This is a genomic window from Rhizobium sp. TBD182 (assembly GCF_001950375.1).
Classification (GTDB): Bacteria; Pseudomonadota; Alphaproteobacteria; order Rhizobiales; family Rhizobiaceae; genus Agrobacterium; species Agrobacterium tumefaciens.
Map to the genome: position 1 here is coordinate 1,348,348 of NZ_BDLN01000001.1, position 14,477 is coordinate 1,362,824.

The 14,477-nt window shown below is 59.2% G+C and carries 13 protein-coding genes and 1 pseudogene; 1 reads left to right on the forward strand and 13 read right to left on the reverse strand.

Translation table 11 applies throughout. The features are described from left to right. Positions 1-16: 16 nt before the first annotated feature. The 13 genes and pseudogenes from T18_RS06785 to T18_RS06845 form a co-directional block, all read right to left on the reverse strand. Positions 17-1,864: a methyl-accepting chemotaxis protein gene (locus T18_RS06785; RefSeq protein WP_038489802.1), complete on the reverse strand. Its 1,848-nt coding sequence runs from the start codon at positions 1,862-1,864 to the stop codon at positions 17-19. 151 nt (positions 1,865-2,015) lie between these two features. After that, a complete protein-coding gene (gene visR, locus T18_RS06790) occupies positions 2,016-2,717 on the reverse strand; it encodes a transcriptional regulator VisR (RefSeq protein ID WP_003515015.1) in 702 nt (233 codons plus the stop codon). A gap of 58 nt (positions 2,718-2,775) precedes the next feature. Next, complete coding sequence (gene visN, locus T18_RS06795; protein WP_003515014.1) at positions 2,776-3,507, reverse strand: transcriptional regulator VisN; 732 nt, start codon at positions 3,505-3,507, stop codon at positions 2,776-2,778. A 373-nt stretch (positions 3,508-3,880) separates the two neighbouring features. Continuing rightward, complete coding sequence (gene fliF / locus T18_RS06800) at positions 3,881-5,563, reverse strand: flagellar basal-body MS-ring/collar protein FliF (protein ID WP_003515013.1); 1,683 nt, start codon at positions 5,561-5,563, stop codon at positions 3,881-3,883. A 131-nt stretch (positions 5,564-5,694) separates the two neighbouring features. Next, a pseudogene (locus tag T18_RS06805) lies at positions 5,695-6,071 on the reverse strand (hypothetical protein). A 14-nt stretch (positions 6,072-6,085) separates the two neighbouring features. Beyond that, positions 6,086-6,631 (reverse strand): chemoreceptor glutamine deamidase CheD, encoded by a 546-nt coding sequence (gene cheD, locus T18_RS06810; RefSeq protein ID WP_003515010.1) that lies wholly within the window; start codon positions 6,629-6,631, stop codon positions 6,086-6,088. Next, complete coding sequence (gene cheY2 / locus T18_RS06815) at positions 6,628-7,017, reverse strand: chemotaxis response regulator CheY2 (protein ID WP_003515008.1); 390 nt, start codon at positions 7,015-7,017, stop codon at positions 6,628-6,630. Before cheY2 ends, cheD begins: the two co-directional genes overlap by 4 nt. Further along, entirely contained in the window at positions 7,017-8,072 is a 1,056-nt protein-coding gene (gene cheB, locus T18_RS06820; RefSeq protein ID WP_013635453.1) for a protein-glutamate O-methylesterase CheB, read from the reverse strand. The genes cheY2 and cheB overlap by 1 nt, the downstream gene beginning before the upstream one ends. Then, entirely contained in the window at positions 8,069-8,977 is a 909-nt protein-coding gene (cheR, locus tag T18_RS06825; RefSeq protein WP_038489797.1) for a protein-glutamate O-methyltransferase CheR, read from the reverse strand. Before cheR ends, cheB begins: the two co-directional genes overlap by 4 nt. Before the next feature lie 13 nt (positions 8,978-8,990). Next, positions 8,991-11,258 carry a chemotaxis protein CheA gene (locus tag T18_RS06830; RefSeq protein ID WP_025592437.1) on the reverse strand — a complete coding sequence of 756 codons (2,268 nt, stop codon included), beginning with the start codon at positions 11,256-11,258 and terminating at the stop codon, positions 8,991-8,993. 16 nt (positions 11,259-11,274) lie between these two features. Further along, positions 11,275-11,640 carry a chemotaxis response regulator CheY1 gene (gene cheY1, locus T18_RS06835; RefSeq protein ID WP_003493773.1) on the reverse strand — a complete coding sequence of 122 codons (366 nt, stop codon included), beginning with the start codon at positions 11,638-11,640 and terminating at the stop codon, positions 11,275-11,277. After that, positions 11,637-11,936: an STAS domain-containing protein gene (locus T18_RS06840; RefSeq protein WP_013635450.1), complete on the reverse strand. Its 300-nt coding sequence runs from the start codon at positions 11,934-11,936 to the stop codon at positions 11,637-11,639. The genes cheY1 and T18_RS06840 overlap by 4 nt, the downstream gene beginning before the upstream one ends. Then, positions 11,936-13,531, reverse strand: a complete 1,596-nt coding sequence (locus T18_RS06845) for a globin-coupled sensor protein (protein ID WP_233284931.1) — start codon at positions 13,529-13,531, stop codon at positions 11,936-11,938. The genes T18_RS06840 and T18_RS06845 overlap by 1 nt, the downstream gene beginning before the upstream one ends. A gap of 516 nt (positions 13,532-14,047) precedes the next feature. On the opposite strand from T18_RS06845, the gene T18_RS06850 reads away from it, so the two are divergent. After that, on the forward strand, positions 14,048-14,425 hold the full coding sequence (locus T18_RS06850) for a hypothetical protein (RefSeq protein ID WP_038489792.1): 378 nt from the start codon (positions 14,048-14,050) through the stop codon (positions 14,423-14,425). Positions 14,426-14,477: the final 52 nt, after the last annotated feature.

Sequence of the window (14,477 nt, forward strand, 5' to 3'; positions counted from 1 at the left end):
TTCAAAAATTCTACTGTCAGGCCGCGCGGCTCAGTCGATCCCGGCCGGTCGCCGAGCCCTGCTCCATCTGAAAACGCTGAACCAGATCGAGCAACGCTTCCACTTCGCCCGACAGCACCCTGCTGGCTGCGCTTGACTGTTGGGCAAGCGCCGCGTTCTGCTGGGTCATCTGATCCATCTGGTTGACGGACCCGTTGACGTTGTGGAGCGCGGAGGACTGATCCTGCGTCGCCGTCGCGATGGTTTCGACATGCTGGCTGACGGCGACAATCTGATGGCTGATGGCTGAAAGAACCGTGCCCGCTTCCTGCACCAGCTTCGATCCGGAGCTCACCTCATGCGTTGACTGGTTGATGAGCTGCTTGATTTCACGTGCCGCATCCGCGGAGCGTTGTGCAAGTTCACGCACTTCCTGCGCCACGACCGCAAAACCTTTGCCCGCCTCGCCCGCACGCGCAGCCTCGATGCCGGCATTGAGGGCGAGAAGGTTGGTCTGGAACGCGATGTCATCGATGACCTCGATGATCTGCTCGATCTTTCGCGAGGCGTCTTCGATACGACCCATGGCGTCCACGGCATTGCTGACGACCGAACCGGAACTGTCGGCGCTCTGTTTGGTGATGCGGACGGCCTCGTTGGCTTCGCGCGCCCGCTCGGCCGACGATCTGACCGTTGCGGTAATTTCCTCGACAGCGGCTGCCGTCTCTTCCAGCGAGGCCGCCTGATTCTCCGTGCGCTTCGACAGATCGACCGACGATTGCTCGATTTCAAAACCGCTATGCTGGATGACCAGGGTGCGCTCGCGGATTTGCCCCAGCGCATCGCGCAGGTTGAGAAGGGATTCGTTGAAGTCCGTGCGCAGACGATCCAGACGGCCGTTAAAGGGTGTCTCGATCGTGCGGCTCAGATCACCGCGCGAAAGCCTGCCGAGGCCGGACGCGATCTCGCTGACTGCGAATTCGATCTGGCCGTCCAGCTCCTGCTTCTCGGCATCGTTGCGGTGACGCTCCGATTCCGCCACGGACCGTTCCTCGGCGCTTTTGCCCTCGATCGCGAGTTTCTCAAGCGCATTCTCGCGGAATATCACGAGAGCGCGGGCGATGTTGCCGAATTCATTGGTATTGGTGGCATAGGGGATCGGCGTATCGAGATTGCCGTCCGAAAGGGACTTCACCGCATCGGTAAGCTTGCCTAGAGGCTGCAGGGTGCGCCGGATGACGAAATAGGCGAGCAATCCCACGCCGACCATGGCAACTGCGCCACAGATCAGCATCAGGTCGCGCAGGCCGAAAATCTGGGCTTCGTAGACGGCCATGGGAACGCCCACGAAAAGAATACCGACGGTCGCTCCGGACTTGTTGAGAACGGGCATGTATCCGGTCATGTAATTGGTGCCGAAAAGCGTGGCGGCGCCGAAATAACCCTCACCCTTGGAAACCTTTTCGAAAGCGGGATGGTCGGTGGCGAGCTTCGTGCCCGCTGCTCTCTCGCCCTTTTCGTTCTTCAGATTGGTGGTCATGCGAATATAATCGCCGGCCTTGGCTTCAAAAACCGTGGCGATGCCGCCATTACCGGCAGCCGTGCGGTCGACGAGATCATTGTCGCGCAGTGTCCCGATGCTGGCGCGGCCGATACTCTTGAGCTCTCCATCCACCATTTCGAGGGCCACGCCGCCGACCTTCATCTCGTAAAGGATCGCCATGCCGCGCATCGCGCTGTGCGTGTCACGCAGCGCAGTGGTGATGATATTGTCCTTCAGGCGAATGTATGTCGAAAAACCAACTGCCGCGACGCTGAGCGCAATCAGGCCGATCGTCAGCACGACGACCTTACCCGCAACGGACTTAAAGAGCCGGTTGTGCATGAAACAGTTCCCCAAAACCAAACTTATAAAAGTTCTAGTTGGCAACTGTTAAAAAAACGCGAAGTACCGATAGCAGCTTTTAGGGTGGATTATACAAGCCGCGCCGGCGCCTGCCGGCTTACAGGGACGGGAAAGCCCGCCCCCTCCCCAATCAATGGATATAGCCGAGCCGGATGGCCTTTGCGATCGCCTGGATACGGTTGACGGAATCGAGCTTGATCGTCGCTGAACCCAGATAGGCGTTGACGGTGTGTACCGAAAGCCCGAGCTTCACCGCGATTTCTTCGCTGATACGGCCATCACCCGCCAGTTGCAGACAGGCGATTTCCCTTTCGCTCAACGCTTCAGACGGTGCCACCTTGCGCTCATCCAGCGCCAGCATATCGACCATGATCTCGCAGCATTTGATGTGCTGTTCGATGACGACCTCGTTGTCGAGAACGAGGTTGCTGCCACAGAAAACGATGTAGCCGTTGCCAATCGTGCCGAGCCGCACCGGCAAAGCCAGTCCCGCATAGGGCAATGTATCGTTCTCGATCCGGCGCATCAAAGCCGGCACGTCGGGAAGATCGGCAAAACCGCCGGCATTCTTGTTACGCCAGATGACCGGCAGCAGCGATGTCTCGATATGATCCAAAAGAATATCGCCGACCGCGCGGATGAACTGCGCGCTCTGTTCGGCGGCATTCATGCCCCAGTTCTCCAGCTCGCAGGTCAGCTTCTTCTTGTTGGGGAAGCCGGAGGCGGCAGCCTTCGTCACCACGAAATTACGTGCGCCGACCAGTTTCTGCATGGCGACCAGCTTCGGAAACAGATCCGACCGGCTTGTCACAACAGGGCTGCGGTAAAACATACCGCTGCTTTGACTCGTACCCTCATTATCTTTCGTCTGTACCATGGGTCCCGACCATCTATACGAGGTTGTTGCGCACGGCGTAGGCGATTGCCTCCGAGCGGGTTTTCGTCGCGGTTTTCCGCATCACGCTTGTAATGTAATTATTGATCGTATTGCGCGAAATGCCAAGTATCATCGCAATTTCGTCGCTTGTCTTGCCTTCCGCGATCCAGAACAGGCACTCAAGCTCACGTTCTGTGAGGTCGATGTCCCGCACGGCCTTTGCTTCGCTGGCAATGCCGAAGCTGACGCAATAGCCGGTCAGAAGCGCGATTTCGCGCAGACGGTCCGGCGAAGGAACCGAGTGTTCAGGAAACAGCAGCAGAAGCGAAAGACGAATGCGGCCCACACAGAAGGAAAGCGCCGAATATTGCCGGTCGATGCCGAAAGGGACAGAAACGTCGTCCGGAAGAACAAGTAATCGCGGCTGCAGAAGCGAAAGGCACTTTTCCATTTCGCTCGATCTGTTCTGGCTGTTGGCGAGTTCGGCACCAAGCCTGCGCACCAGATCGAAAGGCCAGTCGGATGTGATGATGAATTTCAGTCCGGTTTCTTCGAGAAGATCCTCCCGCGCCAGCAGATAATGCGAGGCGCCGGCGTAGGTTACGAGCAGATCCAGCGCGCCTGAAACGTTGCCGGCAGCGGCCGAGGCTGCGACGTTCTTGGCAAGCTGGTCGCGTGGCAAGGGCTTACCCATGCCCTCCATAGGCTTGGCAGACAGCCTGCGGATATCAACATCGACTTTCAATCGCCTACGCCCTCTTGCTCCCAATTGGGGAGATTATACCTCGGGATGGAATCATTCCATTCGAGAAGCTTACCAAAATGGGATGGTGAGCCCCCGGAGACCGAATCACTTCATTTTATGGAACGGACTGGGATTTGCCATTACCTGACACCAGCCTTTCCACGTATTTCCTTGTTCGTCTATTCCTAAAAAACATACTGAAAAGCTGACCAATCCATAAACGGCATTCTCAGCCTATTCCCAGCAAACTGTATCGTTGCTGAATTTTTTGTAAACAGTGTCCCAAAGCGGGAATGCGACCGCGCGCGGCGCCAAGATACCAAAGAACCCGGAAATGCGCAAAAGGCCGGGATAACCCCGGCCTTTTTCAAAATCATGCAGCTTTTTCCACGGCCCATTTGCGAAGTATCTTGGCTGCGCGTTCTTCGCTGATTTCCACCATGCGGGAGAGCCTGCGCTCGGGTCCTTCGCGAACCCGGCGGTTGAAGGTGCCTTCGCTGTCGCCGCCCGCCAGAAGATCGTCGGTGCTGTCGAAGCCGAAATCCGCCCCAAACCCTTCCATGAGACCACCAGCACCCGCATCCATGCCGGGAGAGAAATCCGGCAGTTCGAGGCCCGCGGTCTCCTGGCTGATCTGGCCTGCTGCCGCGCCGTTGCCAGTGACCGTACGAACCAGAGGGCGTACACCGAGCCAGACGACGAGGAAAGCAACAGCGACGAAGGCGAGCGAGTTGATGATGCCTGCCGAATTGCGGCTGAGCACTTCCATGATGCCCGGCCCGCTTGCGGCTTCGTCGAGCAGCTGCGTTTCGAGGAAGTCCATCGCCGTCAGCGTGACGATATCGCCGCGATCGGAGGAAACCCCCGCAGCCGAGGTGACGATCTTCTGCATTTCGGCAAGATAGGCGTCGATCTTGGCCTGGTCGACGGGTTCGCCGACCATCTTGGCGATGCGACCCTTGTTGACGACCACGGCGACCGAAATCTTCTCGACGGTATAGCCATTCTTGACGGTGGCGACCGTTTTGGAATTGATTTCGTAGTTGGTCTGCTCTTCCTTCTTGGCAGACTGGTCGGAAGACTGCGGGCCGCCGGCGCCGCCTTGGGGCGCTGCCTGCGGTACGTTCTGTTCCACGGTCGCGGCCGTATCGGGCTGCGTTTCCTGGGATTTCTGGTCTTCCTTAACGGTGCGGACGGAGCGCTCGACGCGCGATTCCGGATCGTAGACGGTTTCCTGAATCTGCCGGCTGTCGGTATTGAGCTGCGCCGTCACGCTGGAGCGGAAATTGTCCATGCCGAGGAAAGGCGCCAGCGCCTTGTCGATATTGGTGGTGATTTCCTGCTGAACGTTCTGCGCCAGCGTCAGCGAGCGGTTCATGGCGGCGTTGGTGACGTCGTCACCGGAAGCGAGGAGCTGGCCGGTGGAATCGAGCAGCGTCACGTCATCGACCTCGAGGCCGGGAACGGCCGAGGCGACGAGATGACGGATGGAAGCGGACGCCTTGCGCCCGGCGGTGGCATTGGCTCGAATCATGACCGATGCGGTGGGCTTCTGCTCACCGCGGCGGAAATTACCGACATCCGGCATGACGATATGGACGCGTGCGGCCGCAATTCCGTCGATCTGCTGAATGGAGCGGCTGATCTCACCCTCAAGCGCGCGAACCCGGGTCACTTCCTGCATGAAGGAAGTCAGGCCGAGAGAACCGACATTGTCGAAAAGCTCATAACCGGCATTGGCACTGTCAGGCAGGCCGCGCTCGGCCAGAAGCAGCCTTGCCTTGCTGGTGAGGCCGACCGGAACCTGGAGGCTGGCGCCATCCGTTCCAACCTGAAAGTCCAGCCCCGCTTCGGCGAGTGCAATGCTGATCTTGTTGAGGTCGCTTTTTTCAAGTCCCACATAAAGGGTCTCGTAAGCGGGACGGTTCACGTAAAGTGCTGCTGCAAGGATAATGGCCATGGACAAAATGCCCACGCCGCCCAGCATCAACAACCGTGTCTGACCCAGCGCCGCGAAATTCTTCAAGACCTGAGGGATTTGATTTAACAGATTCATTCTGTTCCGCACCGTCATTCATAGAGTCCGAGACCTTTTGGCCCCGTAATGACAATAGGGTGCGAAGCTTGCGCGAGCGTTGCCTTTATCCGCAATCCGCGAAAGGAAGGGAACCGCCAGATGAATGCTGTCTAAAACAGATCGAAGTCTCCGGCGACCTTGTCCAGCGGCTGCGAATGGCCATGGCAGCGCCCAGCGCCTTTTGCATTTCTGCCAGCTTGACGAGGCTGAGCGCGGTCGAGACATCCACGATCCAATCACCGGGAATGGAGCCGGTGACGGTATCGATGAACTCGGCAAGGCCGCGGGTTTTCTGGACGGCAAGGTCGATGCCCTGCAAGAGCTTGACGCCATCGCTGGACAATTCGCCGCTTGTCGCTTCCAGCAGTTGCGGCTCGATGCGCTCGATCAGATAGGCGACATCGTGCAGTTCCGATACCACGCGCATCAGAACGTCGGGCAAGGCTTCTTCGAACGGAGTGGTGCCGGTGTTGTTTGCAATCTGCATTGGAAACTCCGTGACTAGAAAAATTCGATGTCGTTGGCGACGGGCTTGGGGGCCGGCACCGGACGCGTTTCCATGGCGACCGTCTTCTGGGTTTCCGCGCCGCTCAGCGGATGCTGTCGTGCACGGCCCGAAACCGGCCAGAACTCGATCTTGCGGCCATGATCCCCGCCCGTGGAGGAGCTGATGACCGGTATGCCTTCATCCTTGAGAAACTGCATGGCAAAGATGGCGTTCTGCTCACCGACATTGGAGAAGCTGGCAATCGTTTTTGCGCCGCCGAAAACCTTCGCCTCCAGCCGGTCGCGGCGTGCGCCCTTCTTCAGAAGACCGTTGATCAGCAGTTCCATAAGATGCACGCCATAACGCGTCGCATCCCCACCGGTCACGTTGCCCGTTCCCGGCAGCAGGAAGTGGTTCATTCCTCCAATGCCGGCAACGGGGTCTCTCAGACAGGCGGCCACGCACGAACCGAGTATCGTCGTCATGACCACGTCGGGATCGCTGACAACCTTGTACTCGCCCTGAATGATATGTACGCGCTTGGCCGCAGCTTCAATCATTTCAGCGATCCGAAAACCGCTTCGATGGCTGCGCGCATCTTGTCGATGGTGAAGGGCTTGGCCAGCACGTTGTTTGCGCCGAGCTGCGCTGCCTTCTGCACCAGCGCACGGTCGCCCTGCGCGGTGAGGATGATGAAGGCCGCCTTTTTGAGGGTCGGGTTGGCCCGCACGGCGTGCAGGAAACCGAGGCCGTCCATCTTGGGCATGTTGAAGTCGGAGATAACGAGATGATGGGGCTGCTGCTCCATGATCTTCAATCCCTGCTCGCCGTCGCCAGCGGCAGTGATCTGCTTGAAGCCGAGCTGTGTCAGCGCATCGCTGAGCAGCAGCCGGCTGGTCACCTGATCGTCGACGATCAGAACTTTGATCTTTTCTGCGAGAGACATTAGTCAGCACCTTCTTTGCGGGCAGTGGTTAGTTTCAGGATTTCTTCGCCGATTGAGGCCAGCGGCAATTGCAGTTCAACGGCGCCAAGTTCAAAGGCCACTCTGGGCATGCCGTAGACGACACATGTTTTTTCGTTCTGGCCGACGGTGCGCGCACCGGCATGCCGCATTTTCAGCAGCCCGGCCGCGCCATCGCGGCCCATGCCGGTGAGAATGACGCCGACGGCGTTGCGTCCGGCAAGCTCGGCGACCGAATCGAACAGCACATCAACTGAAGGGCGATGGCCGTTGACGGGATCGCGCTCGATAAGCCGGCAGCAGGGCGCGTTACGATTGGAAATCTGCAAATGGCGTTCACCGCCCGGCGCAAGGTAGATCTTGCCGGTCTGCAGGCGCGCGCCATCGGTCGCCTCTTCCACGACGGGTGCGCAGATGCGGTTCAGCCGTTCCGCGAAACTCTTGGTGAAAGTCGGCGGCATGTGCTGAGTGATGACCGTCGGCGGACAATTGGCCGGAAACTTCTGGAGCACGGCAATCAGTGCCTCGACACCGCCGGTGGAGGAGCCGATGGCGACGACTTTGCGGCCGGCACGATAATCGCTGACCGGGGTCGGCTGGGCTGCGACAACGGGTTCCGGGCGCGCCGCGCGGTAAGCTGCGTGTTGCGACCGTGCGGCGGCCTTCACCTTGTCGGCCAAGTCGCCGAAGGGGCGCGCATCGCCTGGAGCCGGCTTGCCGACACAGTCGAAAGCACCGATTTCAAGCGCGGCGAGCGAGGCATCCGCGCCGCGGTGCGTTAGCGACGAGACCATGATGACCGGCATCGGCCGCAGTCGCATGATCTTTTCGAGAAACTCGAGGCCGTTCATTTCCGGCATCTCGATGTCGAGCGTCACGACATCGGGATTGAGCTGCTTGATGGCGGCGCGCGCTTCCATGGCATTGCCGGCCTGCCCAACCACCTCAACCTCCGGATCGGCCTTGAGGACGGCGGAAATCAGGCCACGCATGGTGGGGGAATCATCGACGACGAGGACCCGTGCGAGTGCGCTCATGCCTTCCTCCCGGACGTGTGACCAATGTAGCGGTAGGTGGTGATGCCGGTATTGTCGAACAGGTTCTTGGCGTCGCCGGACACTCTTTCGGAATGGCCGATGTAAAGATGACCGCCTTCCGGCAGCAGGCCTGCAAAACGCGTCCAGATACGCATCTGGGTCGGCTCGTCGAAATAGATGACGACGTTGCGGCAGAAGATGACGTCGAAATTGCCCTTGAAGGGCCATTGCGTCATCAGGTTCAGTTCATTGAACGTGATGAGGCGCTTGACCTTGTCATCGATGCGGAACTTGCGGCGACCGCCGGCATCAACTTCCGTGAACCATTGCTTGCGCATGGCGGGAGACACGGTTTCGAGCGCGTTGTCATCGTAAAAGCCTGCACGGGCCTGCGCCAGGATCTTCGGATCGATGTCGGTCGCCAGAATCTTGAAATCGTAGTCCGCCGCATTGGGAAACATGGCGAGCACGGTGAGCGCAATCGAATAGGGCTCCTGCCCATCGGAACAGGCGGCCGACCAGATGCGGACGCGCCCGCCGGTCTTTGCCCTTGCAATGAGGCCCGGCAGGACCTCGTCGCGCAGGTGTTCGAAATGGTGGTTCTCGCGGAAGAAGCGCGTGAAATTCGTCGTCAGGTGCGACAGCATTTCGCGGCGCGCAGCCGCTCCATCGGGCGATGACACCAGTGCGCAATATTCCCGAAACCCGGCCAGTCCGAGATTGCGGATATGCTTGGACAAGCGCGAATAGACCAGCGACGCCTTGGTGTCGTTGAGATAGATGCCCGCATCCGCGTAGATCATCGCAGCGATCTCCGACAAATCGCGTCTCGTCAGCGGATATTCGCCGCTGGCAAGAACGTCATCGGGAGATTGTCGCTGATCGCTGAGATTAAGTGCTGCCATTGGATATCCGCCTTCAACCCGTCGCCGCGAGTGACATTTCCTGTTTCAGTGGCTGCCCGCGCGAAGCGCTGACGATGGCGTCGACATCCAGAATGAGCGCAACGCGTCCGTCACCCAGAATGGTGGCGGCGGCAATGCCTGGAACATGGGTATAGTTGGCTTCCAAAGACTTGATGACGACCTGGCGCTGTCCCTGGATCGCATCGACCATCAGGGCTCGCTGGCCGCCGCCTTCCGATTCCACCAGAAGCGCCACGCCTTCCACAGGATCGGCCTGGGTCGGACGGAAGTTCAGAACGCGTCCGACATCGACCAGCGGGCAGAAAGAGTTGCGGATGGAAATCAGCCGCTGGTTGGCGCCGAAGGAGTGAATGTTCTTCGCTTCCGGCTGCAGGGTTTCCACGATTGCCGTCAACGGAACGACAAGCGTCTGGCCGGCCACGGTTACCACCATGCCGTCGAGAACCGCAAGCGTCAGCGGCAGGCTCATGGTGAAGGTCGAGCCAAGACCGGGGCGCGAGGAGATGTTGATGCGACCGCCAAGCGCCTGAATGGAACGCTTGACCACATCCATGCCGACACCACGGCCGGAAATGTCGGAAATCTTGTCTGCGGTAGAGAAGCCCGGCGCGAAGATCAGATTGTCGATCTCCTCATCCGTGAGGTTCGCATCGGCGGCAATGAGATCGTTGTCGATCGCCTTCTGGCGAACGCGCTCGCGGTTGATGCCCGCGCCATCGTCCTGAAGCTCGATCAGGATGCGGCCCGACCGGTGCTTGGCCGAAAGCTTGATGGTGCCTTCCGGGTTCTTGCCAGCGGCTTCGCGTTTTTCCGGCGTTTCGATGCCGTGGTCCACCGCATTGCGGATCATGTGCGTCAGGGGTTCGGCCAGCTTGTCGATGACCGTCTTGTCGACTTCCGTGTTCTCGCCTTCGGTAACGAGGCGGATCTGCTTGCCGATCATGTCGGCAACTTCGCGAACGATACGCGACATGCGCTGGAAGACAGGCTTCACCGGCTGCGCACGGATCGCCATGACGCTGTCCTGGATTTCGCGCGTCAATTGCTGGAGTTCGTCGAGACCCATGTTGACGGCAGACGTGCCGCTCGCATCGTTTTCGATGACGCTCTGCGACAGCATCGCCTGATTGATGACAAGCTCGCCGACGAGGTTGATCAGGCGGTCAACACGGTCGAGATCGACACGGATGGTCTGGCCGGCGCTTGCATTGGCCGCGGCATTGGCATTCGCCTGCGCTGCGGCCGGCGCTGCCGCAGCCTCACGCTTTTCGATGGCGGCGTTGACGCTCTGGGCGATCTGCGTCGTTGCGACGGCAGCCTCGACGACTGCGGCGACGTAGGGCTCTTCCGCCCCGGCGGTCACAACGGCCGGTTCCCCTTCCGCATCACCGTCGAGAGCCGACAGGTCGAACGGAACCGGGATCATCGGCAGCTCTTCCGCATCCGCAGCGGTTTCCGAAAGAATCGGGGTGATTTCGAGATCGCAATCCCATTCGGCGAATTCGAAGACGCTGCGGATTCCCTCTTCACCCTTGTCGGTCGAGATCGAAACCGTCCAGGAGAAATAGGACGCTTCTGGATCGAGCTTGTCGAGCGAGGGCAGTTCCGACAGGTCGCAATTGACGCTCATCTCACCGATGCGCGAGAGATCGCGCAGGAGAAGGGCTGCTTCATTGCCTTTCGAATAAAGCGATGCGTGCGGCTTGAAGGTTATCTGGAAAGACGGCGTCTCCATCAACGGCGTCGTTTCATCGGCAAAGTCCGAGAAGGAGAACGGGATCGGCTCGAAACCGCTATCGTCCGTCGGCTTTGGCGCAACGGGTTCAGGCATCTTTGCAACAACCGGCGCTGCCACCGGCGCGGATGCGTGGACGGTTTCGCCGTTGGCCAGGGCTTCCAGTTCCTTGACGAGGCCACGGGTGCGGCTTTCGTCGACGCTGCCGCCGTCTCTTGCCGCATTGGTGAGGTCCGCCAGCACGTCGGCGGAACGCAGCATGACTTTCAGGACGTCCTGTGTCGGTTCCAGCTTGTTGGAGCGAACGCAGTCGAGGGTCGTTTCAAAAACGTGGGCGAAGGCCACGAGATCATCCAGACCGAAGGCACCCGCCCCGCCCTTGATGGAATGAACGGCACGGAAAACGGCGTTGACGGTTTCCGGATCACGGTCACCGTCATTCAATTTAAGAAGCCCCGATTCCAGTTCCGCGAGTTGTTCCTCGCATTCCTGGAAAAAGATTTCCTTGATTTCGTTCATATCCATCGTGAAATGTCCCGTATCAGGCAGTTACGCGTTCAATGGCATCGATGAGCTTCGCAGGATCGAACGGCTTGACGATCCAGCCGGTCGCACCGGCCTGACGGGCGCGGTTCTTCTTCTCTGCGTCGCTTTCGGTCGTCAGAACGAGGATCGGTATGGCCCGGTACTTCTCGTTGCGACGCACACCCTCGATGAAGCCGAAACCATCAAGACGGGGCATGTTGATATCGGTCACGATGACGTCGGGGTTGCTCTGCTCCAGCACTTCAAGACCCTCAATGCCGTCTTCGGCCTGAATTGTCTCGAAACCGGCATTGTTGAGCGTGACCAGGAGCATGTTCCTGATCGTTCTGGAATCATCCACGGTAAGAACTTTTTTCTTCACTTCTTGATCTCCTTCAGGAGCAAATGATCGATTTCGACGCCTATCAGTTTCATGGTCTTGTCGAATGCATCGGACACTCTGGCAAAACCGAACGGCTTGCCGTCCTCCTCCCAGGACTTCGCACCGGCCATCAGGACCTGGGCGCAAAGCGCACCGATACGTTCCACCTCGGACGCATCCACCGACAAAGGTGCTCCTCTCAGCGTCATCAGCTTGCCGTGCAGCGCCGATGCCTCGTTGAGATCCAGCACCGGTGACAGTTTCAGCGTCGCCTCAGCTGCTTTTCTGGCTGCCATTACATGACTCCTTGGCGTCTGAATTGTTGGTAATCCTGGCCGTAATCCGTGCGGTTATCCACACGGGCCACAAATGATGTGTCCTGCCGAGCCGTAGCGGCGACAGCTGCCGCCTGTCCCTGACGGGCAATCCGGAATTCGCGAATGGTGCGGCCGAGTTCCAGAATGACAGTGTGAAGCGTATCGGCCTCCGAGGAACCATTGCCCATATCGGCAAGGTTCCGGTCAGCCTGTCTTTGCTGTTCACCGATGTCGGCAGCGACTGATTGCAATTCGCCGGCGTGCTCTACCGCGTGCCGGGAGACCTCGGTGATCATGTCGTTGATGCCGGATACCTGCCGGACAACACCGCCGATTGCGTCCTGCGTGCGGTTGACCATGTGCACGCCGCCTTCGACCTGCTTTTTCGTGGAACCAACGAGGCTTTTGATCTCTCTTGCAGCGTCTGCGGAACGCTGGGCCAATGCCCGGACCTCCTGCGCGACAACGGCAAAACCGCGTCCGCTGTCACCGGCGCGTGCTGCCTCGATGCCGGCGTTGAGGGCGAGAAGGTTCGTCTGGAAAGCGATCTCGTCAATCGTGCCGATGATCCGTCCGATCTGCTCGGCGGATTGCTCGATATCCGACATGGCGTTTATCGCCTCACCGATTGCCTTGCCGCTTTCGACCGCCGCCTCACGGGCATGGGAAACCGCCGTCTCCGCCGCCGAAATGCGGGCGCCGTTTTCGGCCACATCCCCGATCATCGTCTGGATCGCACGGGAGGTCTCGGCAAGGGCTGCGGCCTGCTGGCGGGAGCGCTCCGCCATGGAACGGCCAATGTCGGCAAACCGCGCGCTCAGCGCCTCGGCTTCACCGATGCTGTTTTGCGCCGATGTCAGTGACGCGCCAATCGTCTCGAGTGCCGCATTGAAAGTGGCAGCAACGTCGCGGTAGGCGTCGGGCACGTCGCCGCCGATGCGGGCCTGCAAATCGCCTGCGGCAAATGCCGTCAACGCTTCGCCCAGCAACTTTGCGGCTTCGGAGCGGTCATTGTCGCGCTGTTCTGCCAGTTCCCGGCCATGGCGCAGGCGCAATTCATTGAAGCGCAACGATACGGCAATCTCGGTATCGACCATCACCAGACGGACGACGTTCTTGATGGCTTCCGCCAGTTCGCGGCTCTTTTTACGGTTGCCGGGCAGGATGGAGCGCGGCGCGTGCTCAGTCACCAGACCGCCCAGAAGATGTTCCAAAACGACGGCATGGCTGGCGATCTGCCAGCGAGGATCGAGACCCATGCGACCGGCATTGTCGGAAAGCACTTTCACCCGCTCGGCATAAAGCCCATCGAAACGCGCATCGGTCAGCACGCTCCAGTGCGAGGATTGCAAATCGTGCAGGCGGTCGAGCTGGTTTTCGCTTTCGAAAGACGGCGAACAGTCCGGCATGGACTGGAAACGGTTCATCACATCGCGTAGGCCGGCCTTAACGTAAGGCTCCAGCATGCTGCGATAATTGCGCAGGAAATCGGATTGCGTCTCGTCGAGGCCGGCAAAGCGCAACCGCCCCGCCAGGCTTGCGCCTGCCGATCTCCGCGCTTGTTCTGATGGCAAGTCCTGCCCCAACCGACGACCCCAATAATATGACGGCCGGTAAAACCCGGCCAAATGGCAAGGTTCAGAACGCCAGCACCCTTACGGGGGATTTTTGAACGAACATACCCATCGCGGACGATGCGGCATCGACGCTTGCCTGACCTTCTTGAACCAAGAAACGAAATACCGGATCGGGCCCGGTACGGCAGTGCGGCGTCATGCCTGGAAGGGGAGATAACCCCATTCCGCCGTGGAAATACCATCAATCTTTATGGTTAATTCCTTGCTTGAAAGTTAAGAAACATCAGCACCGGCGTCAAACGGTAAAATTTGTAAAAGCTTTTAGCCATTGTCGCCCCTACTTTGCCGCAAACGGGCAAAAACGAAAAGGAATCGGACGCGACGGGCGGTTTTTCCAGCCTGTGCGCTGGACAAGCGTGTCCGCCTTCCCCTAAAACAAATCAACGGGATATTCGCTCAGCGGTGATGCTTTAGAGAGACCTTTACGATCAAGGAGACGCCAACTTGTTACGGATGGAGAAATGCCGCTGTTCAAGGCGCCATCCGCAAGTGTTGATCGGTCTTGTGGTTGCGAGCCTGCTCGTCATCATCGGCTTTCAGGCGCCATCCGGCATCAAGGCAATCTCAAAGACCAGCCGTCTGGAACGATTGCAGACGGCTGACCTAAGCCACTCCCCCTCGCTTCGCGATAAGGACTGCACCACCGGCGACGATCACGGCTGCAAGGCTCACAACGGTGCCCCGGGGCTTCGCCCCGTCGGTTTTCCCTCGACCATCCTGCGGATCGTGGCTGACGCCAAACCGGCCGTCACGCCTGTTGCCATCGCGCCACAAACTTTCCGAGACTTTGCGAACGTGGTTCCAAGAGCACCTCCGCATATTATCTCTTAGTCATTCCGGCGGTCCTCATCATTCGGTTCCTTGCGAACCTTGAGGGATCGGA